Source organism: Frondihabitans sp. PhB188 (assembly GCF_003752365.1).
GTDB lineage: Bacteria > Actinomycetota > Actinomycetes > Actinomycetales > Microbacteriaceae > Frondihabitans.
The window spans coordinates 358,534-382,452 of record NZ_RJUO01000003.1; the positions used below are offsets into that span (position 1 = coordinate 358,534).

Below are 23,919 nucleotides of genomic sequence, written 5' to 3' on the forward strand. Positions count from 1 at the left end.
CCCGGGATGGGGGCGGATCGCACAATTTCGCGTCGGGCGCTCAGGTGGTACGGCGGTCCGGAGTTCCTGCGCCGCGTGCAACAACGGAGGCCCCGCCCAGGGTCGGGTGGGTGACTGGACGCCCGGGCCCGACGACGCGCCGCCGCCTTGCGAACCCGAGGAGCCCTCGATGCGCCCGCTCGTCCGTCGAAGCCTCACCCTGCCGCTCGCTCTGCTCGCCGGGGCCGTGGTCGCCGCGTGGCTGCTCATCTCGCCCGCCGCCGCGCTGGCCCTGATCGCGCTCGCCGTGCTCGAGATCGCGATGGCGGCCGACTCGTCGGTGCCGATGGCGGGGATCGCGTCGCGGATCCATCACCCGGCGAGACGCATCTTCCTGTCGGTGGGGCTGGTCGCCGGAGTGCTGGCGATGCGCCTGATCCTGCCGCCCGCCGCCGTCGCGGTGTCGCTCGCCGAGTCGCCCGCCGACGCGGCCGCCGAAGCCGTGCTGCAGCCCAGCCTGTTCGCGGAGCACCTCGCCATGGCGCGCCCCGGGATCGCGGCCTTCGGCGCCGTCTTCATCTGGCTGGTCTTCTCGGAGTACCTCTTCAACGTCGACCGCGCCCCGCGCCGCGCCTGGCTCGGGAGGTTCGAGGCGGTGCTGGCCGACGTGAGGTTCCCCCGGATCGCCGCCCTCACGATCGCTGCGGGCGCAGGAACTGCCGCCGCCCTCCTCGGCACCCCCGGCGAGCGCGCCGCCATCGCCGTCGGGGGCGCGACCGGCCTGGCGTCGTACCTCGGCGTCAAGCTCGCTCAGGCCTGGGCGAAGCGCGACGCCGCACCGCCGTGGCGCCTGCACGTGCACGCCGCCACCGTCGTCTTCGAGCGCGGCCTCACCGTGTTCATGCTGTTCGAGATCCTCGACGGGGCCTACACGCTGTCGTCGCCGTCGCCGGAGTCGGGCCTCAGCCAGGTCGACCAGGCGCTCGTCGCCGCGGGTGGAGTCGGGGTCGGCGCGGTCTTCCTCGCCCGTTTGACGGCCACGGTCGACTCCCACCAGGGGCTCACGCGGCTGCGCTACCTCAAGGCCGGTGCGGCCTACGTGCTGGGTGTGCTGTCTGTGCTGCTGTGGGCGAGCCTCGCCGTGCCGATCCCGGCGGCCGTCGCCGGCTGGTTCGGGAGCCTCATCATCGGGGCGGCGCTGCTGTCGTCGCTCCCGCGTCGGCGCCGCGGGGCCCGCGCCGTCTCCCCCGCCTGACCCTCCCGCACCGGTCAGGGGCGACCGACGATGAGCCGCAGCGAGCCGTCGAAGGACGGCTGCGTGCGCAGGTGTCCGAAGCGGGCGTCCCAGGCGCCGGACTCGAGGTCGGCCGACAGCCGTTCGACGAAGCGCTCCTCGACGCCGGGCTCGACGAAACTCCACGCCGAGTTCGCGAGACGCGCTCCCGGCTCGAGTAGCCGCTCGGGACGCCCGTAGTACGCCTCGCCGAACCCGTCGGTGCAGTCGAGCGGGATCGGCAGGCTCGTGACCGACACGTCTCCGCCGAGCAGCTCGGCGACCGCCGCCGGTGCGGGATACCGCGACCCCTCGACCGCGATCACCTCCGGCGCGTACTCGACGAGCCAGAACCGGTCGAGCGCGGCGGGGTCGCACGACAGCAGCACCACGGGCCCGCGGGTGACGCGCCGCATCTCGGCGAGGCCAGCGCCCAGGTCGCCCCACTGGTGGATCGAGAACGTCGACATCGACGCGTCGAAGGACTCGTCGGCGAACGGCAGGCTCTCGGAGGTCGCGTCGACGGCGGGCGTGAGGTCGGGCGGTCGGTTGGCGCGCATCGCCGCGCTGGGCTCGACGGCGGTCACGCCCGGGCGGCGGGGCTCGTACGAGCCCGCGCCGGCCCCGACGTTGAGGATCGTGGCGGCATCGCCGAGTTCCTGCGCGATGGCTCTCTCGATCTGCGGATCGGGTTGCCGGTAGTCGGTGTACCCGCGGCCGATGCGCCCGTAGTCGGCGTCGCCCGCGCTGCCGTCGATGGCGCGCTCGGTGCTCATGCCCCGACCCTACCGATCCGGCTGAGCTCGCCGCGCAAGCCGGGCGCGTGGGTAGGCTGGAAGCGTGAAGCCCCTGACCGAAGACGACATCCGCTCGTCGTTCGTGAACGCCATGCCGGGCGACCTCGAGCGGCTCCCGATCCCGGGTCTCCACGAGATGCTGTGGGAAGAGCGCGAGTTCCTCGGCTGGCGCGACAGCCAGGCCCACCTGCGCGGCTACATCGTCGTCTGGATGGACGACAAGCCGACGGGTCTCGTGGTCCGCACCTCGTCCACCTCGCTGCGCCCGGGCATCGCCGCGATGTGCTCGCTCTGCCACTCGCCGCAGCCGGCCACTCAGGTGCGCCTATTCACGGCGCCGCGCGCGGGCGAGGCCGGCCTCAACGGCAACACCGTCGGCACCTACATCTGCGAAGACCTCGCGTGCTCACTGCTGATCCGCGTCGCTCCCCCGCACCTGAACCCTCCCGAGCGCATCGCCGAGCGCGCCGCCGGGCTCCTCGCGCGGGTGCAGAACTTCACCGCCGACATCATGAAGACGGCCTGAGCAGGATCTCCCCGGCGGGCTCGCAGTCTGCAGACGTAGCCTTCTCAGAAGTTCGAACAGCGTAAGAAGGTCCTGAGATGAACAAGCAGCTCCGTTGGATCCCCGCGATCGCCGTGCCCGCCCTCGTGGTCGCCGGCGCCATAGCGGTCCCTGCCATGGCCACTGCGTCGGTCAACCTCCCGCACAAGTCGGCGGCGCAGATCGTCGCCCTGGCGCAGAAGAGCGGCGGGTCGTCCTTCTCGGGCACGGTCGAGCAGACCGCGAACCTCGGCCTTCCCGACCTGTCGTCCCTCCAGGGCGGCAGCGGCGACTCCGGCAGCGTGAGCGACATCGTCAGCCAGCTGTCGGGCACCCACAAGGCCCGCGTGTTCGCCTCGGGCTCGACCAAGTCGCGCATCCAGACCCTCGACCAGCTGTCCGAGCGAGACGTGATCCGCAACGGGGACTCCGTCTGGGCCTACGACTCGTCGTCGAAGAAGGCCGTCCACGCGACGATCCCGTCCTCGGGCGGCCGCTCGCTGCCGAGCGCCGTCCCCTCCTCGCCCACCGACATCGCCGACCAGGTCCTCGCGCAGATCGACGACTACACGACCGTGACCACCAGCAGCAACGTCCGCGTCGCCGGCCAGAAGGCGTACCAGATCACGCTCACGCCGAAGAACGACACCACCACGCTCGTGGGCGACGTGACACTAGCCGTGGACGCCTCGACCGGCATCCCGCTCCGCGCAGCCATCACAGCCGCGGGCCAGACCGACCCCGCCTACTCCGTCGCCTTCACGTCGATCGACTACTCGACGCCCTCGGCGTCGACCTTCGCGTTCACGCCGCCGAAGGGCACCGCCGTCAAGACGATCACGGCCCCGACGTCGGCCTCGTCGTCGAAGCGCTTCGTCCACCCGGGCGCGGTCTCCCGCGAAGACGGAGTCGCGAAGTCCGAGGCCGAGCCGACGGTGACCGGCACCGGCTGGTCGACCGTCGTGGGGCTCACGCTGCCAGCCGGCGACACCTCGGCGCTGAGCGGTTCTCAGGCCGGGATGCTCGATCAGGTCACGACGGCCGTCGCGGGTGGCCGCCTGCTCCAGACCTCGCTCGTGTCGGTGCTCCTGACCGACGACGGCCACGTCTACGTCGGAGCCGTCAAGCCGTCCGCCCTCGAAGCCGCCGCCGGCGAGTAACTGCGACAGGGGTGCCCGACAGCACAGCGCCGAAGAGCTCGGCGAGCACAGAGGCCGCCATCGAGACGACGGCTCTCACCAAGACGTTCGGTCGGCAGCGCGCCGTCGACGGCGTCGACCTGCGGGTTCCTCGGGGCAGCGTCTTCGGTTTCCTGGGGCCCAACGGGTCGGGTAAGACCTCGACGATCCGCATGCTGCTCGGCCTGACGCAGGCGACGAGCGGCGATATCCGCCTGCTGGGTGCGCCGATGCCCGGCGACCTGCGCCGGGTCCTCCCGCGGGTGGGTGCTCTCGTCGAGGGTCCGGCGTTCGCGCCGTTCCTTTCGGGACGCGCCAATCTGCACCGCCTCGACACCGCCGACCGCGACGCCCCGTCGGCCAGCCGCCGCGACCGCGTCGACGCGGCCCTCGACCGGGTCGGTCTCGGACACGCCGCCGACAAGAAGGCGCACGCGTACTCGCTCGGCATGAAGCAGCGCCTCGGTATCGCCGGCGCCCTGCTGATGCCGCGAGAGCTGCTCATCCTCGACGAGCCCAGCAACGGGCTCGACCCCCAGGGCACGCGCGAGGTCCGGTCGCTGATCGGCTCCCTCGCCGACGACGGCACGACCGTGTTCGTCTCGAGCCACCTGCTCAGCGAGATCGAGCAGATGTGCTCGCACGTCGCCGTCATGAGCGCCGGGCGCCTGCTCACCCAGGGCACTCTCGACGAAGTGCGGCGCCACGGTGTCCAGCGCATCGTCGTCACGACGCCCGACGGCGCCGAGGCCGCCGCAGTCCTGGCGGGGCTAGGGCTCGAAGCCGCGACGACGCCCGCCGGAGTCTCGGCCGAGCTCCCCGTCGACGACACCGAGCCCGAGCGCATCACCGCCGCGCTGGTGGCGGCGGGTGTGCGGGTTCGCGGGCTCCAGGTCACCGGGGCCACTCTCGAGGATCGGTTCGTCGACCTGACCGGGGAGGGGTTCGATGTCGCAGGCTGAGGCGCGGGTTCGGGGCGGGCGGCTCGGCCTCGAGTTCCTGCTGTCCGAGATGAAGACGCTGTTCCGCCGCGCGCGGACCATCGCCATGCTGGGTGCCCTGGCGGCGGTGCCGGTGCTGCTCGCCGTCGCCGTCCGCATCACGACCGGCGGTGAGAGCGGTCGGGGGCCGGCGTTCCTGGGCGACATCACGCAGAACGGGCTGTTCGTCGCCCTGACCTCGCTCGTCGTGGCGATCCCGCTCTTCCTGCCGCTCACGGTCGGCGTGGTCGCGGGCGACACGGTGGCCGGCGAGGCCGGGCTCGGGACGCTGCGGTACCTCCTGGTGGCGCCCGCGGGCCGCGTCCGGCTGCTCGTCGTGAAGTACCTCGCGACGGCGGTGTTCTGCCTCGCGTCGACTCTCGTGATCGTGATCGTCGGGGCGGCGATCGGGGCGATCCTGTTTCCGATCGGGCCCGTGACGCTGCTCTCCGGTCAGACGGTCGGCCTGGGCGCCTACTTCGCCCGGCTGCTGCTGCTCGCTCTCTACGTGACGGTGTCGATGCTCGGCCTGTCGGCGATCGGCCTGTTCATCTCGACGCTGACGTCGGTGCCGGTCGGAGCGATGGCCGCGACGATCGTGCTCTCGACGGTGGCGCAGATCCTGGGGTCGCTGCCCCAGCTGGAGTTCTTGCACCCGTGGCTGTTCACCGACCACTGGCTGGAGTTCGGCGACCTGCTGCGCGCGCCGATCTCGTGGGAGTCGTTCGGAGACAACGCGCTGCTGCAGGCGGGCTACATCGTCGTGTTCGGGTTCCTGGCGTGGGGCCGGTTCTCGACGAAGGACATCCTGAGCTGAGGGGTGGCCTCCCCGCCCCGGCGGCTACCCCCGCCGGCGGCGCAGGAGCCCCGCCCCGGCGGCGATCATCTGCCGCCCACGTGGGTGAGCCCCGCCGCCGTCAGGCCGGCTCGCGGCACAGGCAGAACGGATGCCCCGCCGGGTCGAGGTACACCCGGAACGTGTGCCCCTCTCCTTCGGGCAGCCCCGTCGCGGTCGCGCCCGCCTCGAGCACGAACGCCTCGGCCTCGTCGAGATCGACCACGTCGAGGTCGAGATGGCTCTGCTGCGGCACGGCCCCGTCGGGCCAGGTCGGTGCGACGTGGTCGGGCGCCAGCTGGAAGGCCATGCCCGGCGCGACGCCCTCGGCGGGCCGGATGGTGATCCAGTCGTCGTCGGCGTCAATGAAGTCCCAGCCGAGGATCGTCCGGTAGAAGTCGGCGAGGCCTGCGATGTCGGCGGCGTCCAGCACCGTCAGGTCGAGGCGGATCGAAGGTCGTGTCGTCATGCCCGCAGGGTACGCCACGGCACACGCCGACGCCGATGGGCCAGCGAACTTCGACGACCCCCTATCGATCGGCGTGACGAATGCTCATACTTGCGATATGTCCAGCGCCGGACCCGAACCGAAGCGCGGGCCGTCTCGCCGGGCGGTCCTGATCGGCGCGGGCGCGGTCGCGCTGGCCGGGGCCGGCACCGGCGCGGCGTTCGCACTGCGTCCACCGGCCGCCACCGAGCAACCCGCCGAAGCGGCCGAGACGGCAGGGCGCCTGGCCACTCGGCTCCTCGACACCCCGGGGTTCACGGTCGCCCACCACGGCGGATCGCGCGACTGGCCCGAGGAGTCGCTGTACGCCTACAAGCGATCGGTCTCCGCCGGCATCAACGCCCTCGAGGTGTCGCTCGCGCGCTCGTCGGACGGCGTCTGGTTCGGCCTCCACGACACCACCCTCGACCGCACGTCGGGCACCTTCCACATCGAGGCGGCCGACTACACCTGGGCCGAGATCAACGCGCTCCGCATCAAGCCGCCGAGCACGGGAACTCCCGGCCAGGCGACCCGCCCGTACGCGCGATTCGAGAGCATCCTCGACGCGCATGCCTCGACGCACACGCTCTTCGTCGACCCGAAGGCGGCCGACCCGTCACGCTTCGGCGAGGTGTTCGCGATCATCGAGAAGCGCGTCTCGGCGCCGACCGAGTCGATCATCGCCAAGGGCTACTGCACGAGCATCCCCTGGGCGACGGAGTCCCGCTCGCGCGGCTATCGCGGCTGGGGGTTCTACTACGCGAACGAGATCGCGGCCGAGCCGTCTCTGCTCACCGACACGCAGGACTACTGGTCGGTGCTCGGCCTCGACTACGGCGGCGCCTCCGGCCAGTGGGCGGGGGTGCGGTCGATGGGCAAGCCCGTGATCGCTCACGTCGTGCCCTCCCTCGAGGCCGCGCGCGCCGCCCTGGCACTCGGGGCCGACGGGCTCATGCTGTCGGGGGTGGCGGAGACCGTGCCGCATCTGACGGCGGGCGGTGCTCAGTAAGACGACGAAGCGCTCGTTCCTGCGCCCGCATCGTCACCTGAGGCCAGCAGCGCACGCGTACCCGAGACACCGAGGCGAGTGGCACCGGCGGCGATGTAGCGGCGTGCGTCAGCGAGGCTCCGCACCCCGCCCGACGCCTTGACGCCGAGTCGGCCTCCGACGGTCTGAGCCATGAGCGCGACGGCGTGCTCGGTGGCGCCGCCTGCGGGGTGGAAACCGGTCGAGGTCTTGACGAAGTCGGCCCCGGCCGCCTCGGCGGCCTTCGAGACGGCGACGATCTCGTCGTCGGTGAGCACGGCCGACTCGATGATCACCTTGAGAACCGTGGGCGCAGGAACTGCCGCCCGCACCGCGGCGATGTCAGCCTCGACGGCGGAGAACTCGCCCGCCTTCGCGGCCCCGACGTCGATGACCATGTCGATCTCGTCGGCGCCGAGACGCACCGACTCGGCGGCCTCGAACGCTTTCACGGCCGACGTGTGCTTGCCGCTCGGGAAGCCGCAGACAACGGCGACCTTGAGCCCGCTGCCCTCCGGCAGGGTGACGGGGAGCATCGACGGCGAGACGCAGATCGAGTACGTGCCCAGGTCGGCCGCCTCGGCGATGAGGGCGTCGACGTGGGCGCGCGTGGCCTCGGGCTTGAGGAGGGTGTGGTCGACGATCCCGGCGACGTCGGCGGGGGTGGGCTCGGTCTCGTGGTTCATGCTCCCAGGTTAGCCGGGGCGGCCGACGCTCTTGCGCGAGGTGGCCGTCCGCGTCGCTTCGGGCTGCCCGGCCGCCCGCGAGATGGCCCTCGGCGTCGCCCCGGCCCGGGCCCCCCGACGACGAGGGCCACCTCGCGCGCGCGAGCGGCCAAGCCACCACGGAACACCCAGGTCGGCCCGCGCACACTGGCACCGTGCGTGCCCTCCCGCTGATCGCCCTCGCCTCGTCCGCCCTCCTCCTCGCCGGCTGCACGGCCCCGCCGCCGACCGCGGGCCAGACAATGGCGACCGAGACGACGTCGGCCTCGACGACAGCCGCCCCGACCGCATCCCCCACCGCCGACGCGGCCCCGTTCCGCGCCCTCGAGTCCCGCTACTCCGCCCGGCTCGGCGTCTACGCCGTCGACACGGGCACCGGCCGCACCGTCGAGTACCGCTCCGGCGAGCGCTTCACCTTCGCGTCGACGTACAAGGCCCTCGCCGCGGGCGTCCTCCTGAAGACGCAGACCGATGCCGAGCTCGACGCGGTGGTCCGGTACTCCGCGAGCGACCTCGTCGACTACTCCCCCGTCACCGAGAAGCACGTCGCCAGCGGAATGACCGTCCGCGCGATCATCGCCGCCGCCCTCCAGTACAGCGACAACACCGCCGCGAACCTCCTGCTCGAGCAGCTCGGCGGCCCGGCGGACCTGACCAGTGCGCTCCGGTCGCTCGGCGACGACGTGACGAACGTCGACCGCACCGAGCCCGACGTGAACACCGCGACGCCGGGCGACCCCCGCGACACGACCACGCCCGCCGCCATCGCCGGCGACCTGCGCGGCTTCGTCCTCGGCGGCACCCTCTCGCGAACCCGGGCGCAGGAACTCCGCGACCTCCTTCTCGGCAACACGACCGGGGCGCCCTGGATCCGCGCCGGGGTCCCCGCCGGGTGGCGGGTCGCCGACAAGACGGGGAACGCCTCCTACGGCACCCGCAACGACATCGCGGTGGTCTACCCGTCGACCGGCGACCCGATCGTGCTCGCCCTCCTCAGCGATCGCGGCGTCGAGGGCGCGGCCAGCGACGACGACCTGCTCGCTGACGCGACGAAGGCGGTAGTCGAGCAGCTCCGCTGAGCGACGACGTCGGCGAGCCCCATCGGATAGCTTCCGCCATCCCGGGCCGGAAGCCTACGGGTGCCGGATCCCCTCGCCCGCGAGCACGGCCCGGTAGCCCTCGCGGAACGTCGGGTAGACGAAGCGGAACCCCGTCGACCGGAGCAGCGCGTTGCTGATCCGCTTGTCGCCGGCCCCGCGCAGTTCCTTCCGCGTCTCGTCGGGCGGGGCGACCTGGAGCTCGGCGGCCAGGAAGCGGAAGACGTCGCCGAGGCGTGCGGGCTCGTCGTCGACCGCGAGCACGAGAGGCGGCGCCGCCTCGAGCCCGGCGAGATGGACGAGGGCCGCGGCGATGTCGTCGCGGTGGATCCGGTTCGTGAAGGGCGACGCCTCCGGCACGGACGACGCACCGCTGCGCACCTGATCGATTAAAAACTCGCGCCCGGGCCCGTAGATGCCTCCCACCCGCACCACGACGGGGTGCGCTGCCCGCCGGTTCAGGAGAACCTCGGCCTCCAGCAGCACTTCGGCGGTCGGCGTCGATGGCAGGGCCTCCGTCGCCTCCGTCACCTCCGATCCGTCGTCCACGCCGTACACGGCTGTCGACGACACCAGCAGGATCCGTGGATCGGCCTCCGATGCGTCCACCGCGTCGAGCACCGCTGCGAGCCCGTCGACGTAGGTGGCTCGATACGCTTCCGGCGAGCGCTCCCCCGCGGTCAGAGCCACGACGATGACGGTGGTGTCCGGCGGGACGACGAGCCGATCGCTCCGGAGATCGAGCGACACGGAGTCGAGGGCGGCGGGGAGGAGATCGGCCCGACGTCGCACGGCGACGACGTGCTCGCCCTGCGCGACGAAGCGGAGGCCGACCTCGGTGCCGAGGTCGCCGGCTCCGGCGATGAGGATCGTCATGTCGAGGCGCCTAGGCCGCGGTGATCTCGAGCTCGCCGGCCTCGGCGCCCTCGGCGCCGAAGACGACCCGACGGGTGCCGACCTTCTCGGCGAAGAAGCGGTCGTGCGACACGACGACGACCGCGCCGGGGAAGTGCTCCAGCGCCCGCTCCATCACCTGGGTGCTGGCGAGGTCGAGGTGGTTGGTCGGCTCGTCGAGGAGCAGCACCGACGCTCCCGAGAGCAGGCACTGCGCCATCGCCACGCGGGCGCGCTGCCCGCCGGAGAGGTTCTTGATCCGCGACTGCAGATCGGCCTCCGAGAACTGGAACATCGCCAGGAACCGGCCGACCGACTTGCGGGTCGCCGTCAGCGCCAGGCTGTCGGGCATCGCGTTGACGGCGTGGGTGACCGTGTCGTCGCCGTCCAGCTCGTCGAGCACGCGGTTGTACGACACGACCTTGGCGCCGGCCGACCAGGTGACCGACCCGCGTTCCTGCGCCTCCTCGCCCGTGAGCACCCGCAGCAGGGTGCTCTTGCCGCTGCCGTTGGCGCCGAGCACGACGATGCGCTCGCGTCGATGGACCTCGAACGACACGTCGCGGAAGAGCGTGCGGTCGCCGTACGACTTGGCAAGACCCTCGACGCGGCCGAGCACGTCTTTGACGTGCAGCCCGCCGTAGATCTCGGTGATGATCTGGTCGACGGGGCGCGGCGTTCGCGACTTCTTGATCTTCGCCAGCTCTTTCGACAGGGTCGTGCCCGCCTTCGCCGCCTTCGCGGCCTCGCGGCGGTCGGCGATCCCCTCGGACTCGAAGGCGAGCAGCTCGGACTCGTGCTGGTACTGCGACTCGAGGGTCTTGAGGCGGAAGGTCTTCTGCGTGATGTACTCGGCGAAGTTGCCCGCGTACTCGTGGAGGTGGAAGTTCTCGACCTCGACGATGCGGGTCGCGATGGCGTCGAGGAACGACCGGTCGTGCGAGACGACGATCGCGCCGCCGCGGAAGTCGCGGAACCACGCTTCGAGCCACTCCACGCCCGCGACGTCGAGGAAGTTCGTGGGCTCGTCGAGCAGCAGCACGTCGGGCTTCTGCAGCACGAGCTTCGCGAGGGCCGCGCGATTGCGCCAGCCGCCCGATAGGTCGTCGATCGGGCTCGTGCGGTGGGCATCGCTGAAGCCGAGCACGCTGAGGGCCGTGTCGATGTGGCGTCCGTACTCCCAGCCGTCGAGACGGTCCATCTCGGCGAACAGCTCGGCCTGGCGGTCGATGAGGCGTGTCAGCTCGTCGCCGGCATCGGGATCGACGGCGACGACGGCGATGCGGGCGTCGATGGCCGCGAGTTCCTGCTCGATGTCGGTGACGTGGCTGAACAGACCCTCGAGCTCCGCGACGATGGTGTTGGCGCCGTCGAGCTCGGAGAACTGCGAGAAGTAGCCGACGGTGACACCTTGCTCGACCGCGACCGTGCCCTCGTCGGGCTGCACCTGCTCGAGAATCAGCTTGAGCAGCGTCGTCTTGCCCGATCCGTTGCGGCCGATCAGGCCGACTCGATCGCCCTGCTCGAGCTTCAGGAAGGCCTCGCGCAGCACGGGACGGTTCTCGAATCGGACGGTGACGTCGTTCAGGCGGAGCAGACTCATGGACTCAGTCTGACAGGGAACGTATCGGCCCCGGTGCGTGTTGTAGAGACCAGATACCGACCATTGGAGGCACAGTGTCGAACTCATACAGCAAGACCGACGAGGCCGTGAAGGCCCTGAACGCCGAGCAGTTCCGTGTCACGCAGCGGGGCGGAACCGAGCCGGCGTTCGACAACGAGTTCTGGGACCAGAAGGCGCCCGGCATCTACGTGGACGTCGTGACCGGCGAGCCGCTGTTCTCGTCGACCGACAAGTACGACAGCGGCACCGGCTGGCCGAGCTTCACGAAGCCGATCGCGGCTGAGAGCGTTACCACGAAGACCGATCGCAAGCTGTTCATGAAGCGCACCGAGGTCCGCTCGGCGACGGGCGACAGCCACCTGGGCCACGTCTTCCCGGACGGCCCGACGGCCGCCGGCGGCGAGCGCTACTGCATGAACTCCGCGGCTCTCCGGTTCGTGCCGGCGGGGTCGCTCGAGTCGGAGGGCTACGGCGAGTACTCGCACCTGTTCGAGTCGCCGACCACACCGATCGGCTCATCGGCGCGTGAGACGGCCGTGCTGGCCGGAGGGTGCTTCTGGGGCGCGCAGCAGCTGCTGCGCCGCCGACCGGGCATCATCTCGACGCGCGTCGGGTACTCGGGCGGCACGCAGGCCAACGCCACCTACCGGCACCACGCCGGTCACGCCGAGGCAGTCGAGATCGTGTTCGACCCGGCGTTGACGTCGTACCGCGAGATCCTGGAGTTCTTCTTCCAGATCCACGACCCGTCGACGAAGAACCGCCAGGGCAACGATGTCGGCGAGAGCTACCGCTCGGCGATCTTCTTCACGTCCGAGGCGCAGCGCGAGACGGCTCTCGACACCATCGCCGACGTCGACGCCTCCGGTCTCTGGCCGGGCAAGGTCGTCACCGAGGTGACACCGGCGTCGGACTTCTGGGAGGCCGAGGAGGAGCACCAGGACTACCTCGAGAAGGACCCGTACGGGTACACGTGCCACTACGTGCGGCCGGGGTGGCGGCTGCCGGCGCGGGACGCGAGCGTCGTGAGCTGAGGCGTCGTCCTTAGGTAAGGAAGTAAGGGAGGGCGGTCCTTGTCAGCGATGCTGGCGAGGGCCGTTCTCCTTGTGGGGCGTGCAGATCGTGGGCGATCTCCTTGCGAGGTCGCAGGGCGTCCTTCGATGAGGACGCAGCCGCGACCTAGGCTGGCGGCATGCGCATCGACGACTTCCCGGGTGGGCGCGTGCTGTTCGCCGACGACGACGGCCCGCCGCTCTCGACGGAAGGCGACGCCGTCGACCTCCTGGGCGAGGCGTTCGGTGCGGAGGCCGAGGTCATCGCCATTCCGGTCGGGCGCTTCGACCCGGCGTTCTTCGACCTGTCGACGCGGCTGGCCGGCCACTTCGCGCAGAAGCTCGTGAACTACCGCGTCCGCCTGGTCGTGCTGGGCGACGTCTCGGCGTTCGAGGCGTCGAGCTCAGCCCTTCGCGACTGGATCCGCGAGTCGAACACCGGTTCGCAGGTGTGGTTCGTGCGCGACGAGGCGACTCTGGCGGCGCGACTCGCGGGGTGACTGACAAGGATTCAGGCCCTGGCCATCCTTGTGAGGCATGCGGCGCGACCGTCTTCTCCTTGTGGGGCGTGCAGATCCGCGGCCGCATCCCTGTGCGCCCGCGGGGCGTCCTCCGCTGAGGATCCCGCGCCTCAGAACCCCACGCGCCGCTGCTGCTGCGGCGGCGCCTCTGGGAACCCGGGCAACCCGAGCGACGAGAGGTCGGGGAACGGGAACTCCGGCACCGGCGGCACGTCGGCGTCGTTGAGGACGATGGGCGCACCTGGCGTCCAGAACAGCCACGAGGCGCTGCCCTCGGCGTCGATCAGGCTGATCTCGAGCGGCTCGCCCGCGGCTGCGGCCGCGGTGAGCTTGTCTTTCAGGTCGACGAGCTGCGACGACGAGATGGCGGTGCGGACTCCGGCGTAGACGATGTGCGGCATGGTCGGAGCCTATGCCTCGACCTGTGGAGGATTCTCCCCAGTCCGCCCAGGGCAGAACGATTGCCGCTGGGCCTGTGGAGAACGCCAGCGGACACCGCCGCTCCGACTCGAGGATCGTCGGCATGGGAATCCGCTACTACGCCTATCCGGTCCTCGCCGACGACATCGCGCTCGCTCGCCAGAACCCACTCGACTACATGAACAACAATCCGATCGTCGATCACGACGATCCCGACGACGACCGTCTGGTGCTGGAGCTCGACAAGTCCTGGCAGTACTTCCAGCGGCTCTTCGTCTGGCCCCACCGCTACCCCGACGACCCGTGTCTGAAGCTCGTGCAGGGCGAGGTGCAGTATCCCAACGGCTATGCGGAGGGGTACCGCTGCCACTACGCCGTGCTGGAGCCCTCCGAGATAGCCGAGATCGCGCTCTGGATCACTCACGTCGACAAGGTCGACGTCCTCGCGATGTTCCTCGCCTCCGAGCGTTGGCGCGGGCGAATGGACGACGAGGCGGCCGACCGGCTCCGCGAAGACGTCTCGTACGTCGGGCACTACCTCGAGAAGGCGAAGGAGTTCACGGCGCGGACCGCGGCGGCCGGCCACGGCGTGGTCTATCGCATCGGGTGAGCGGGCGCATCGGGTGAACTGGCGCACCGGGTGCGCGGGCGCATCGGGTGCGCTGGCGGATCGGGTGAGCCCGGGGAGCTGCAGTTCCTGCGCCCGTGGCACGGGTGGGCGGCCTCGACGAGGTGCGCCCACCCGGAGGCGGCTACTCCTCGTTCTTCAGGGCGAGGCCGAGCGCGAAGAACGTCGGCGCCCAGTGGCCGACGAAGATGCCCCAGCGGTCGGACTGCGCCTTGTCGTCAGACTTCTTGCCACGCGACACCAGCCATGCGAGCAGGGCGATGATGATGGAGGCGAAGCCGCCGAGGTACATGTGCTCGCTACGGAAGCCGAGGTCGTGGACGAACTTGACGGGGTTCATGGTGGAGCCTTTCGGTTGAGATGGAGCAAGGAGTTGACCCCAGCACACTCCCCCGAAGATGTGCGCGGCTCACCGGATGTACCCGGCGGTCGTCGCAGTCGCGCTAGTGCTCGCCCTTGATGACGAAGAAGGAGCCGCGGATCGTTCCGGCGAGCTTTGACTTCTGGCGCGCGAACTTGAAGCGCTCGACCAGCTCGTCGGGCACCTCCATGCCGTCGGAGAGCTTGATGCCGACGGCGCGCTTGCTGCCGTCGGCCACCGTGTACATGACGTTGATCGAGAGCCCCGACTCGAAGAAGACGTATGCCATGCGCATGCCCTCGACCTCGAACTCGGTGACCTCGAGCGGCTTCGACGCGATCTCGATGTCGCGCTCGGTCTTCAGGATGTCGGTGATCCAGGCGAGCGTCTCGGGAGCCTCCTCGACCGTCGATGTGACGAAGACGTGATCGTACTTGTTCTTGAAGTAGCGGGCCTCATTGGCGCGGAGGCCGGCGAGCGCGTCGGCGACCGGCGATGTCTCGAGGCCGGTCGTGGAGACGTTCACGAAGTCGACGGTGTAGGGCATGGGGCTCCTCGGTGTTCTCGGTGGGGCAACGCTAGCGCGCCTCCGTGTCGCCGCGGTTCTCGAATCGCGTCGCGTTTCGCGCCGGACCACCTAGGGCTGGCCGACGGTCTCCACGATCTCGCCGCCGACCTGCTGCACGTCGAACTGGCGCAGGAACTCGCCGTCGACCTCGAACTTCGTCACGTGCCCCACCCCCGACGCCCGCACGTTCCAGTCCGGCGCGATCCGGATCGCGTAGTCTTCGTTCAGCACCGGGTAGAAGTCCGGCTGCTCCGGGAGGCGCGGCGGCCACGCTGACCATCCTGACTCGCGCACCAGCTCGAGCTCCTCGGGACCAGTCGGTCGCCACAGGGTCACGGTTGTCGGCTCGTCCTGCGTCATTTCCCCACCCTGGCACGTCGTCTCGCTGCAGAGGCGAGGGGCGTCTCTCTCCAAAACAGTCCTCACGCCCGAAGTGAACGGTGGTGAGAAGCCTCACTCGGCGGACCAGAGCTCCTCGGCCTCGAGGACCAGATCGATCAGTTGACGCAGGAGACCCCCCAAGGTCGTCGACCTCAACAGGGTGTAGCTGTCGTAATCACCCAGCGGGGCGATCGCCGCCAGTTGCCAGACGGCTGCGACTGGATCGTCCGACAGCTCGATGTCGTCATCCGACTGGGGCCCCGCGGCGCGAACAATCAGGCGGCGGACAGCTGCTTCGGCCTGGGCCCGCAGGGGTGCGAGCTTCTCGGACCACTCGAGATCCGGCAGAATCGAGAGCTCGGCCCGCGGGTACGGATCCTCGTCGACCCAACGTTCGACCGTGAACCGCCGGGTCCCCAGGCCGACGATGAACAGGTCGTCGGCGCCCGCGGCGGCGCTCACGAGACGCGCCATCGTCCCGACCGAGGCGCGCTGGTCGCCACCCCCGGCTTCTGATCCGCGCTCGATGAGGACGACGCCGAACTCGGGTTCATCCTCGTCGAGCAAGCGGCCGACCAACGTGAGATACCGAGGCTCGAAGATACGCAGCTGGATGGGCACGAATGGGAACAGCACTGATCCCAGCGGGAACATCGGTGAGACGGCCATAACCCAGTGAAGCACCGCGGACAACAAGTTCACAGGTGCCCGGAGAGCGCTCGTCCACACCGCGAAGAACGCCTAGTTGTTGAAGCGGAACTCCACCACGTCGCCGTCCTGCATGACGTACTCCTTGCCCTCGATGCGGGCCTTGCCGTGGCTGCGCGCCTCGGCGATGGAGCCGGTCTCGACGAGGTCGGAGAACGAGATGACCTCGGCCTTGATGAAGCCCTTCTCGAAGTCGGTGTGGATGACGCCGGCGGCCTGCGGCGCCTTCCAGCCCTTGCCGATGGTCCAGGCGCGGGTCTCTTTCGGGCCGGCCGTGAGGTAGGTCTGCAGGCCCAGCGTGTCGAAGCCGATGCGGGCGAGCTGGTCGAGGCCCGACTCCTCCTGACCCGTCGACGCGAGCAGCTCGGCGGCGTCCGCGGGATCGAGGTCGATGAGCTCGGACTCGATCTTCGCGTCGAGGAAGATCGCCTCGGCCGGCGCCACGAGGGCAGAGAGCTCAGCCTGGCGCTCGGGCGAGCCGATGACGGCCTCGTCGACGTTGAACACGTAGATGAAGGGCTTGGCCGTGAGCAGGCCGAGCTCGCGGATCGGCTCGAGGTCGAGCTTGGTAGATGAGAGGGCCTCGCCGCGCTGGAGCGCGTCGCGGGCGGCGACCGCAGTGTCGTGCACGATCGGCTCGACGCGCTTGAGGCGGAGCTCCTTCTCGTACCGCACGAGCGCCTTCTCGACGGTCTCGAGGTCGGCGAGGATCAGCTCGGTGTTGATCGTGCCCATGTCGGCCGCCGGGTCGACGACGCCGTCGACGTGGACCACGTCGGGGTCGGCGAATCCGCGGACCACCTCGGCGATGGCGTCGGCCTCGCGGATATTGGCCAGGAACTTGTTGCCGAGCCCCTCGCCCTCCGACGCGCCCTTCACGATGCCGGCGATGTCGACGAACGACACCGGCGCGGGCAGGATCTTCTCGCTGCTGAAGAGGTCGGCGAGCACCTGCAGGCGCGGGTCGGGCAGGTTCACGATGCCGACGTTCGGCTCGATGGTCGCGAACGGGTAGTTCGCCGCCAGCACCTGGTTCTTGGTCAGGGCGTTGAAGAGGGTGGACTTGCCCACATTGGGGAGTCCGACGATCGCGATAGTGAGAGCCACGGTCATAGAGCCTAACCGGAGCCGGCCCGACGGGACGGACGGAGGGCCCGACGGGACGGACGGAGGGCCCGACGGGACGGACGGAGGGCCCGCAGGACAGACGGAGGGCCGACCGCGGGACCGCCCGCGTGGGTTCCGGCAATGTCGGCACCCCGTGACACGATGTCGCCATGCCACTCGACTACGTTGCCATCGACTTCGAGACCGCTAACTCGTCCAGTGCCTCCGCGTGCTCGGTGGGCATGGTGCGGGTCAGCGACGGCCGGGTCGTCGATCGCGCGTACTGGCTGATCAAGCCGCCGCCCGGGCACGACGAGTTCAGCGAGTGGAACACCCGCATCCACGGCATCCGGCAGTCCGACGTCATCGACGCGCTGGGCTGGCACGAGCAGCTCAACGACCTCGTCGAGTTCGCCGGCGACGACGTGCTCGTGGCTCACAACGCGGGCTTCGACATGGGCGTGATCCGCGGCGCGTGCGAGGCCACCGGCCAGGAGCCGCCGGCGTCCCGCTACCTCTGCAGCCTCCAGGTGGCGCGCAAGACGTACGCCCTCGAGTCGTACCGCCTGCCGGTGGCCGCCAGGGCCGCGGGCTTCGAGGAGTTCACGCACCACGACGCCCTGGCCGACGCCGAGGCGTGCGCGGCGATCATCGTGCACGCGGCGAAACGTCACGGCGCGACGACCGTCGACGAGCTGGCCGCGGCCGCGGGCGTCCGCGTCAACGTGCTCGAGCCGAAGCGCACCGTCCGCTTCGTGTAGACGAGACAGGACGGCGTCGAGACGAGACGACGTCGACACGAGACGACGTCCAAACGAGACCGCTTCGGGCTCGCAGCGCCGTCGTCACCGCGTGACGCGGATCGTCCTCGACTCGTAGTCGGCGTTCCCATGCCCGTCGCTGACGCGCGCGTAGAACCGGTACACCCCAGGTGTCGCCGGCGCCTTGACCGTGTACCGCCCGGGTGTCAGCTTCGTGGCATGCGCGGCCGGCGGGATCCCGTTGGCGCCGATCGCCAGGGGTGTGCGCGTGATCGCGTAGGCGATGGCGTCGCGGTCGGGATCGGTGGCGGGAGCCGCCAGGATGAACGTCTTGCCCGCCTTCACCGCGTACGTCGAGAACTTCATCTGCGACACCACCGGCGGCCGGTTCGCCCCGACGCTCCCACCCCACGCCTTGACGAGCGCGTAGTACGACGCCCGCTTGAGATCACCGGGGCGGAGGCCGAACCAGATCGCGTTCTGGTCGGTCTCGTTCGAGTAGTGGAACATGGTGCCGCCCAGGGCGACACCCGGGTCGCCGACGATGGCCTTCCATGCGGCGGTGTAGTCGGCGGCGGCGGCCGCATCGCTCGGCTGCGTCGGCTGACCGTTGCGGTCGGCGGGGACCTCCCAGTAGCCGTCCGTACCCGCTTCGGTGAGGATGTACGGCTTCGTGTACGTTCCTGCGCCCCAGGCCTTCTTCACCGACGTGATGCCGCCGTACGTGTTCAGGGCGAAGAGGTCGAGAGACGGGGCGTACTTCTCGTACGCGGGCCAGAACGACGTCTGCGAGTCGGTCGACGTGACCGGGTGGTCGGGGTCGGCCTTGTGGATCGCCTTCGCGGCCTTCTCGATGAACTTCGCGTAGGCGGCCCGCTGGGCGCTCGACGGGAGGTTCTGCATGACCTCGTTGCCGACGTCCCACATCAGCACGGCGTCGCTGTTCTTGTAGAACGTGACGGTCTTGGTGATCTCGCTGATCATCTGCGACTGGTAGGCGGAGTTCGTGGTCCAGTCCTGGCCGTAGTCGATCCAGAAGCCGGCGATGACGCGCAGGTGGTTGTCTTCGGCGGCGGTGAAGAGGTCGTGGGTGGTCGACGAGATGTCGGTACCCCAGTCGCGCACGGTGTTGGCGCCCATCGCGTGCACGTCGGGCAGGTACTTCGCCGGGGCGTTGACCTTGGGATCGTAGGTGACGCCCTTCACCGCGTACGGCTGGCCGTCGACCGTGAGCGACCAGTGGCCCGTCGTACCGGTGACATGGACGCCCGTCGTCGCAGCGGCGGCGGGCTGCGCGGCGACGAGAGCGGCGGTCCCGAGTGCGAGGGCCGCGGTCGTCGCGATAGCACGCGCAAGCAGAGGGCGGGGCATGGGGCCTCCAGAGTGATCGGTTGACGACCACGCTACGTGCCGCCGCCTCCCCCGTCAGTCCCCCAAAGAGGGAACCGACAGAACCCCGCGCGTCTGAGAGGCGCGGACCGCACCAGCCGCGCATCGCCGATGATAATGTCTGAACAATCGCGCGACGGCCTCGGGCCGCCGCCTGTACCGGGAAGACTCGATGACCGAACACGATGGCGTGCTGCCGCCCGACCTCTTCATGGACCTCGACCGCTCGGGGCCCATGCCGCTCTACTTCCAGGTCTCGAGCCGCATCGAGAACGCGATCGCCACGGGAGTGCTTCCGGCAGGATCGCGCCTCGAGAACGAGGTCGCCCTCGGCGAGCGCCTCGGCCTGTCGCGCCCCACGATCCGCCGTGCGATCCAGGAGCTCGTCGACAAGGGCCTGCTCGTGCGTCGGCGCGGCATCGGCACGCAGGTCGTGCACGGGCCCGTGAGCCGCAAGGTCGAGCTGACGAGCCTGTTCGACGATCTCCGCTCGGGCGACCAGCACCCGACGACGCGCGTGCTGTCGCACAGCGTCCTCCCCGCCGACGAGCAGATCGCCGAGGCCCTGGGCATCGCGGTGGGCGATCCCGTCACGCACATCCGACGCCTCCGGCTGGCCGACGACGTGCCGGTCGCGCTTCTCGAGAACTACCTGCCGACGGTCGTCGCCGACCTGTCGGCCATCGACTTCGAGGAGTTCGGCCTCTACCAGGTGCTGCGCGGCCGCGGCGTGACGATGCGCGTCGCCAAGCAGACCATCGGGGCTCGGGCCGCCGTCGACGACGAGGCGTCGCTGCTCGAGATCGACGAGCACGGGGCCGTGCTGACCATGAGCCGCACGGCCTACGACGCGTCGGGCCGTGCCGTCGAGGTCGGCTACCACTGCTACCGCCCCGACCTGTACTCGTTCTCGATCACCCTCGTCGAGAAGTAGGGGAGCACTCGGACGCGCAATCTGCGGCGTTGTCGCCCCGCCGGCATAGCTTCGCTATTGCCGGCGGGGCTCCGCCTTGCATCTCACGCACCCGAGCACTCCCGCTGATGGCAGTCGGCTACGCCTTCGGGACGGAGAGCTCGCCGGTCATGTACTGGGCGACGCCGAGGCCGAACGACCAGTCCTGCGGGCCGTTCTCGACGTAGCCGATGAAGACGTCCTCGCCCGCGACGCCGACGCCGGCGAGGCCGGTGGCGATGCGGTCGTAGAGCGCCGCCTTCGTCTCGTCGGTGCGGCCGCGCTGGGTGACGATCTGGATCATGACGACGCCGTCGGTGCGCTCGAAGCCGAGCCCGGCGTCCTGCGCGATGATGCGGCTGGCGGGGAGCTCGGTGATGATCTGGAAGCGGTCGCGCACCGGGATGCCGTAGACCTCCACGATCGCCTCGTGGATGGCGTCGGCGATCGCGGTGACCTCCGAGTCGGGACGGCCGGCGGTGACGTCGATTCTGACGAGGGGCATGCGCGCTCAGACCCCCGGCACGATCACGTCGCGCACGAGCGCGTCGAGCTGAGCGTCGGCGTCGAGGAACTGACGGAGCGTCGTGACGGTGGCGCCGAACCGGTCGAACTCGGCCGGCTCCATGCCGTCGACGTCGTAGGCGCGGGTGAAGTCGGGGATCTTCGCACGGAGCGTCTCGATGATCTCCGGGTCGACCGGCACGTCGATGCGGTTCTCGGCGGGGATCTCGTTCGCGTTGATGTCGACCTGCCACTGGAACGGCGGCGACACGACGAGGTCTCCTCCGACGAGCTCCGACCACTGCATGTAGTTGCGGAACCCGGCCGAGAGCACGCGCGACGAGAAGCCGCGCTCGACGAAGACGTGGTGCGCCTTCTTCAGAGCGGCGACGCCGGCCCACTCCAGGTAGCCCGGATCGATGAGGATCCCGTCGCGCTTGGCGACGACCTTCAGCCAGTCGTCGAGGCGACCGCCCATGATGGTGACGACGTTGCCGAATTCCGTCTTCTCCGGGTGCAGGGCCGCGGGGAGCATGTCGGCGGCCCGGCGGGCCAGGCCGCGTTCGAGAGCCTCGCCGACGGCGACGGCCTGCGGCACCGTGAACGACACGGTCGCGTTGATTGAGACGCCGCGGTACACGGCCTCCTCCATCGCCTCGATGCCGAGCTTCGTGGCGGGGATCTTCACGATGATGTTCTTCGCGAGACCCGAGAAGGAGACGGCCTGCTCGACGAGGGCGTCCTTGTCGCGGTGGAACCGCGGGTCGGTCTGCATCGACAGACGGCCGTTGCGACCGCCCGACGCCTCGAACGCCGGCTCGAGCAGCTTCGCCGCGCCGATCGAGAGCTCCTCGACGGCCTTCCAGCCCAGCTCGGACTCCCCCATCGTCGGGTTCTCGGCGGCGAGCTCGCGCAGGCGCGGGATCCACGTGCCGGGGTCGTTCTTGATGCAGGTGAGGGCGATGACGGGGTTGCAGGTGGCGCCGACGGCGCCGAACTCGGCGATGGAGCGCGCGAGTTCCTGCGGGTCGGCCGAGTCGTTCCAGAGGCTCGTCGGGGTGTCCTGCGCGGCGCGGAGGGTGCTCGGCCGGGTATCGGCGAGAACTGTCGTCATGAGATGTCTCCTTGATCGTGTGAGTCGACCGCGTGCCGGTTACGACAGCGTCGAGCGAGAGGACTGCGGGGTGCGGGTGGCGGCGATCCGGGCTGCGATCTGCTTGCGCTGGAACTTCGAGACCTCGTCGGCGTTCTCGTCTTCGGCGAACACGCTCGACACGGCCACCGTGTCGTCGCGGTCGAAGAATCCGAGGCCGCCCAGACCGCCGAAGAACTCGGCCCAGTCGACGTCGCCGTGGCCGATCGGCAGGTGCTGATGCACTCGCACGGCATTGCCGGGCGGGTTGGTGATGTAGCGGAGCCCGTGCGACCGGTGGTGGTCGAACGTGTCGGCGATGTGCACGAGGCCGATGGACTGGCCGGCCGCCTCGAAGATCGCCGGGGTCTGGTCGCCGTAGTGGAAGGTGTGGCACGAGACGAACGCCATGCCCACCTGCTTCGAGTTCAGCCCGCGGATCACACGGACGGCCTCCAAGCCGTCCTCGACGAAGTCGTCGGGGTGCGGGTCGATGAGCACCCGGATGCCCTCGCGCTCGAACAGCGGGAGGAGCTCCTCCATCGCCCAGTAGAACTGGCGCTCGGACTCCTCCTGCAGCTCGGGCCGCCCGGAGAACTCCGTGTTGATGAGGTCGACGCCGAGACGGGCCGTGATGTCGATGACGCGCTTCCACTGCTTGACGGCGGCACGGCGCTCGTCGTCGGACGGACCCGACCAGCGGAGCACCGGCAGCACGGACGCCACCGTCACCCCGGCATTGCGGCAGGCCGCGGCGAAGGCGTCGACGAGGTCGTCGTCGGCCTTCGGGTGCCGGAAGAACGGGATGAAGTCTCTGTGCGGTGTCAGCTGGAGGTGGTCGTACCCGAGGTCGCGGACCTTCTGCGGCAGCTCGAGGAGCGAGTAGTCGTGGTGGAACGGCGTCGGATCGAGGGCGATCTTGACCATCAGGCCGAGACCGCCTCGCGGGCGCCCGTCTCGTAGAAGGCAGGCTTCTCGAGGGCGTATTCGACGACGACCTTCTCGCCCGACGACTGCGCGAGCACACCCGCGTCGGCGACGACGCTGGCGAGGTAGCCGTCCCAGGCCGACGGTCCGTCGATCTCGCCGCGGTGCGCCGCGTCGACCCAGCGCTGGATCTCGACGTCGTAGGCGGCGCCGAAGCGCTCCTTGAACGACGGGGTGACGCTCTGGCCGATCTGGCCCGCGCTGGCGATCTGGATGGTCTCGGCGCGGCCGATCGACGCCACGCCCGACTCGAAGACCGCGTCGGTCGTCACCTGGTAGCCGAACTGGATGTTGACGCTGATCTCGACGATCGCGAGGGTGCCGGACAGCGTCTCGAGCAGGACGAACTGCGGCTCGACCAGGCCGTCGGGCGCGAGCGAGTTGCGACGCGGCTTCTTGACCTCGACCGAGACGATCGGCTCGCCAGCGATGAACGGCACGATGTCGATCTCGTGGATCACCGAGTCGGTGATGAGCGCCGACTCCGAGTAGTTCGGAGGCGTGGACGCGTTGCGGTGAGCGCAATGGAGAGCGAGCAGCGACCCGTTGGCTCCCGACCGCACGAGCTCGCGGAGCTGGAGGTAGCCGGCGTCGAAGCGGCGCATGAAGCCCACCTGGATGTGCGGTCGGTCGAGCTTCTGCTCGGCCTCGATGATGCGGAGGCTCGAGTCGACTGTGTCGCTCAGTGGCTTCTCACTCAGGATCGCCAGGCCCTTCTCGAGCGCGGGCAGGATCACCGGCTCGTGCAGGAACCCGGGGGTCGCGATGATGACGGCGTCGATCTCGGTGCCCGCGAGGGCGTCCTCGAAGGCGGCGAACGTCTGGGCGCCGGGCGCGAGGGCCGCGGCGGCGGTGGCGCGGGCGGCGTCGGGGTCGACGACGGCCGTGACGCGGGCGCCGGAGATGCGCTGGGTGATGCGGGCGACGTGGTCGGCGCCCATCATGCCGGCGCCGACGACGGCGACGCGGAGTTCCTGCGTGCTCATGGTTCTCTTCTCTCTCTGG

At 70.1% G+C, this 23,919-nt stretch carries 28 protein-coding genes; 12 read left to right on the plus strand and 16 right to left on the minus strand.

The window, feature by feature from the left end; genetic code table 11:
* Window positions 1-169 precede the first annotated feature (169 nt).
* Window positions 170-1,234: a DUF475 domain-containing protein gene (locus tag EDF46_RS10440; protein WP_158614214.1), complete on the plus strand. Its 1,065-nt coding sequence runs from the start codon at window positions 170-172 to the stop codon at window positions 1,232-1,234.
* 14 nt (window positions 1,235-1,248) lie between these two features.
* On the opposite strand, the gene EDF46_RS10445 is transcribed toward EDF46_RS10440, so the two are convergent.
* Window positions 1,249-2,028: a class I SAM-dependent methyltransferase gene (locus EDF46_RS10445; RefSeq protein ID WP_123506214.1), complete on the minus strand. Its 780-nt coding sequence runs from the start codon at window positions 2,026-2,028 to the stop codon at window positions 1,249-1,251.
* Window positions 2,029-2,092: 64 nt separating this feature from the next.
* Here EDF46_RS10445 and EDF46_RS10450 point away from each other — a divergent pair, with 64 nt between their 5' ends.
* The 4 genes from EDF46_RS10450 to EDF46_RS10465 all read left to right on the plus strand — a co-directional run bounded on the left by EDF46_RS10450 (window position 2,093) and on the right by EDF46_RS10465 (window position 5,568).
* The gene (locus tag EDF46_RS10450) at window positions 2,093-2,575 is read left to right on the plus strand and encodes an FBP domain-containing protein (protein WP_123506215.1); all 483 of its coding nucleotides are present in this window, start codon (window positions 2,093-2,095) and stop codon (window positions 2,573-2,575) included.
* Between the two features lie 77 nt (window positions 2,576-2,652).
* Window positions 2,653-3,753, plus strand: a complete 1,101-nt coding sequence (locus EDF46_RS10455; RefSeq protein ID WP_123506216.1) for a sigma-E factor regulatory protein RseB domain-containing protein — start codon at window positions 2,653-2,655, stop codon at window positions 3,751-3,753.
* 11 nt (window positions 3,754-3,764) lie between these two features.
* On the plus strand, window positions 3,765-4,733 hold the full coding sequence (locus EDF46_RS10460; protein ID WP_123506217.1) for an ATP-binding cassette domain-containing protein: 969 nt from the start codon (window positions 3,765-3,767) through the stop codon (window positions 4,731-4,733).
* A complete protein-coding gene (locus EDF46_RS10465; protein ID WP_123506218.1) occupies window positions 4,720-5,568 on the plus strand; it encodes an ABC transporter permease in 849 nt (282 codons plus the stop codon). Before EDF46_RS10460 ends, EDF46_RS10465 begins: the two co-directional genes overlap by 14 nt.
* 100 nt (window positions 5,569-5,668) lie before the next feature.
* Here EDF46_RS10465 and EDF46_RS10470 read toward each other — a convergent pair whose 3' ends face one another.
* Window positions 5,669-6,055, minus strand: a complete 387-nt coding sequence (locus EDF46_RS10470) for a VOC family protein (RefSeq protein WP_123506219.1) — start codon at window positions 6,053-6,055, stop codon at window positions 5,669-5,671.
* Between the two features lie 97 nt (window positions 6,056-6,152).
* On the opposite strand from EDF46_RS10470, the gene EDF46_RS10475 reads away from it, so the two are divergent.
* On the plus strand, window positions 6,153-7,085 hold the full coding sequence (locus EDF46_RS10475; protein WP_158614215.1) for a glycerophosphodiester phosphodiesterase family protein: 933 nt from the start codon (window positions 6,153-6,155) through the stop codon (window positions 7,083-7,085).
* Here EDF46_RS10475 and deoC read toward each other — a convergent pair.
* Complete coding sequence (gene deoC / locus EDF46_RS10480) at window positions 7,079-7,789, minus strand: deoxyribose-phosphate aldolase (RefSeq protein ID WP_123506221.1); 711 nt, start codon at window positions 7,787-7,789, stop codon at window positions 7,079-7,081. The two genes, EDF46_RS10475 and deoC, sit on opposite strands and share 7 nt — an antisense overlap.
* Window positions 7,790-7,983: 194 nt before the next feature.
* Between deoC and bla the strand changes: the two genes are divergently transcribed.
* Entirely contained in the window at window positions 7,984-8,907 is a 924-nt protein-coding gene (gene bla / locus EDF46_RS10485) for a class A beta-lactamase (RefSeq protein ID WP_233579991.1), read from the plus strand.
* Window positions 8,908-8,961: 54 nt separating this feature from the next.
* On the opposite strand, the gene EDF46_RS10490 is transcribed toward bla, so the two are convergent.
* Both EDF46_RS10490 and EDF46_RS10495 read right to left on the minus strand, forming a co-directional pair.
* Window positions 8,962-9,801, minus strand: coding sequence for an NAD-dependent epimerase/dehydratase family protein (locus tag EDF46_RS10490; protein ID WP_123506222.1), 840 nt, complete (start codon window positions 9,799-9,801; stop codon window positions 8,962-8,964).
* 10 nt (window positions 9,802-9,811) lie between these two features.
* Complete coding sequence (locus EDF46_RS10495) at window positions 9,812-11,422, minus strand: ABC-F family ATP-binding cassette domain-containing protein (RefSeq protein WP_123506223.1); 1,611 nt, start codon at window positions 11,420-11,422, stop codon at window positions 9,812-9,814.
* Between the two features lie 107 nt (window positions 11,423-11,529).
* On the opposite strand from EDF46_RS10495, the gene EDF46_RS10500 reads away from it, so the two are divergent.
* On the plus strand, window positions 11,530-12,477 hold the full coding sequence (locus tag EDF46_RS10500) for a bifunctional methionine sulfoxide reductase B/A protein (RefSeq protein ID WP_233580014.1): 948 nt from the start codon (window positions 11,530-11,532) through the stop codon (window positions 12,475-12,477).
* Window positions 12,478-12,635: 158 nt separating this feature from the next.
* Window positions 12,636-12,995 (plus strand): DUF4180 domain-containing protein, encoded by a 360-nt coding sequence (locus EDF46_RS10505; protein ID WP_123506225.1) that lies wholly within the window; start codon window positions 12,636-12,638, stop codon window positions 12,993-12,995.
* Window positions 12,996-13,126: 131 nt separating this feature from the next.
* Here the strand turns inward: EDF46_RS10505 and EDF46_RS10510 are convergent, their stop codons facing one another.
* Window positions 13,127-13,417 carry a hypothetical protein gene (locus EDF46_RS10510; protein WP_123506226.1) on the minus strand — a complete coding sequence of 97 codons (291 nt, stop codon included), beginning with the start codon at window positions 13,415-13,417 and terminating at the stop codon, window positions 13,127-13,129.
* A gap of 122 nt (window positions 13,418-13,539) precedes the next feature.
* On the opposite strand from EDF46_RS10510, the gene EDF46_RS10515 reads away from it, so the two are divergent.
* The gene (locus EDF46_RS10515) at window positions 13,540-14,046 is read left to right on the plus strand and encodes a DUF1877 family protein (protein ID WP_158614216.1); all 507 of its coding nucleotides are present in this window, start codon (window positions 13,540-13,542) and stop codon (window positions 14,044-14,046) included.
* 142 nt (window positions 14,047-14,188) lie between these two features.
* Here the strand turns inward: EDF46_RS10515 and EDF46_RS10520 are convergent, their stop codons facing one another.
* The 5 genes from EDF46_RS10520 to ychF all read right to left on the minus strand — a co-directional run bounded on the left by EDF46_RS10520 (window position 14,189) and on the right by ychF (window position 17,189).
* Complete coding sequence (locus EDF46_RS10520; RefSeq protein WP_123506228.1) at window positions 14,189-14,404, minus strand: hypothetical protein; 216 nt, start codon at window positions 14,402-14,404, stop codon at window positions 14,189-14,191.
* Window positions 14,405-14,507: 103 nt separating this feature from the next.
* Window positions 14,508-14,972 (minus strand): phage tail protein, encoded by a 465-nt coding sequence (locus EDF46_RS10525; protein ID WP_123506229.1) that lies wholly within the window; start codon window positions 14,970-14,972, stop codon window positions 14,508-14,510.
* A gap of 90 nt (window positions 14,973-15,062) precedes the next feature.
* A complete protein-coding gene (locus EDF46_RS10530) occupies window positions 15,063-15,353 on the minus strand; it encodes a hypothetical protein (protein ID WP_233579992.1) in 291 nt (96 codons plus the stop codon).
* A 93-nt stretch (window positions 15,354-15,446) separates the two neighbouring features.
* A complete protein-coding gene (locus EDF46_RS10535; protein ID WP_123506536.1) occupies window positions 15,447-16,043 on the minus strand; it encodes an LON peptidase substrate-binding domain-containing protein in 597 nt (198 codons plus the stop codon).
* A 72-nt stretch (window positions 16,044-16,115) separates the two neighbouring features.
* A complete protein-coding gene (gene ychF / locus EDF46_RS10540; protein WP_123506537.1) occupies window positions 16,116-17,189 on the minus strand; it encodes a redox-regulated ATPase YchF in 1,074 nt (357 codons plus the stop codon).
* A 170-nt stretch (window positions 17,190-17,359) separates the two neighbouring features.
* Between ychF and EDF46_RS10545 the strand changes: the two genes are divergently transcribed.
* Window positions 17,360-17,950: an exonuclease domain-containing protein gene (locus EDF46_RS10545; protein WP_123506230.1), complete on the plus strand. Its 591-nt coding sequence runs from the start codon at window positions 17,360-17,362 to the stop codon at window positions 17,948-17,950.
* A gap of 84 nt (window positions 17,951-18,034) precedes the next feature.
* Here EDF46_RS10545 and EDF46_RS10550 read toward each other — a convergent pair whose 3' ends face one another.
* The gene (locus EDF46_RS10550) at window positions 18,035-19,321 is read right to left on the minus strand and encodes a glycoside hydrolase family 2 TIM barrel-domain containing protein (RefSeq protein ID WP_123506231.1); all 1,287 of its coding nucleotides are present in this window, start codon (window positions 19,319-19,321) and stop codon (window positions 18,035-18,037) included.
* A 190-nt stretch (window positions 19,322-19,511) separates the two neighbouring features.
* On the opposite strand from EDF46_RS10550, the gene EDF46_RS10555 reads away from it, so the two are divergent.
* Window positions 19,512-20,273, plus strand: coding sequence for a GntR family transcriptional regulator (locus EDF46_RS10555; RefSeq protein ID WP_123506232.1), 762 nt, complete (start codon window positions 19,512-19,514; stop codon window positions 20,271-20,273).
* Between the two features lie 118 nt (window positions 20,274-20,391).
* Here EDF46_RS10555 and EDF46_RS10560 read toward each other — a convergent pair whose 3' ends face one another.
* The 4 genes from EDF46_RS10560 to EDF46_RS10575 are packed head-to-tail and all read right to left on the minus strand — an operon-like array spanning window position 20,392 to window position 23,900.
* The gene (locus EDF46_RS10560; RefSeq protein ID WP_123506233.1) at window positions 20,392-20,796 is read right to left on the minus strand and encodes a tautomerase family protein; all 405 of its coding nucleotides are present in this window, start codon (window positions 20,794-20,796) and stop codon (window positions 20,392-20,394) included.
* A 6-nt stretch (window positions 20,797-20,802) separates the two neighbouring features.
* Window positions 20,803-21,909 (minus strand): transaldolase family protein, encoded by a 1,107-nt coding sequence (locus EDF46_RS10565; protein ID WP_123506234.1) that lies wholly within the window; start codon window positions 21,907-21,909, stop codon window positions 20,803-20,805.
* 39 nt (window positions 21,910-21,948) lie between these two features.
* Window positions 21,949-22,854 (minus strand): sugar phosphate isomerase/epimerase family protein, encoded by a 906-nt coding sequence (locus EDF46_RS10570; RefSeq protein WP_123506235.1) that lies wholly within the window; start codon window positions 22,852-22,854, stop codon window positions 21,949-21,951.
* Window positions 22,854-23,900: a Gfo/Idh/MocA family protein gene (locus tag EDF46_RS10575; protein ID WP_123506236.1), complete on the minus strand. Its 1,047-nt coding sequence runs from the start codon at window positions 23,898-23,900 to the stop codon at window positions 22,854-22,856. The genes EDF46_RS10570 and EDF46_RS10575 overlap by 1 nt, the downstream gene beginning before the upstream one ends.
* Window positions 23,901-23,919 lie beyond the last annotated feature (19 nt).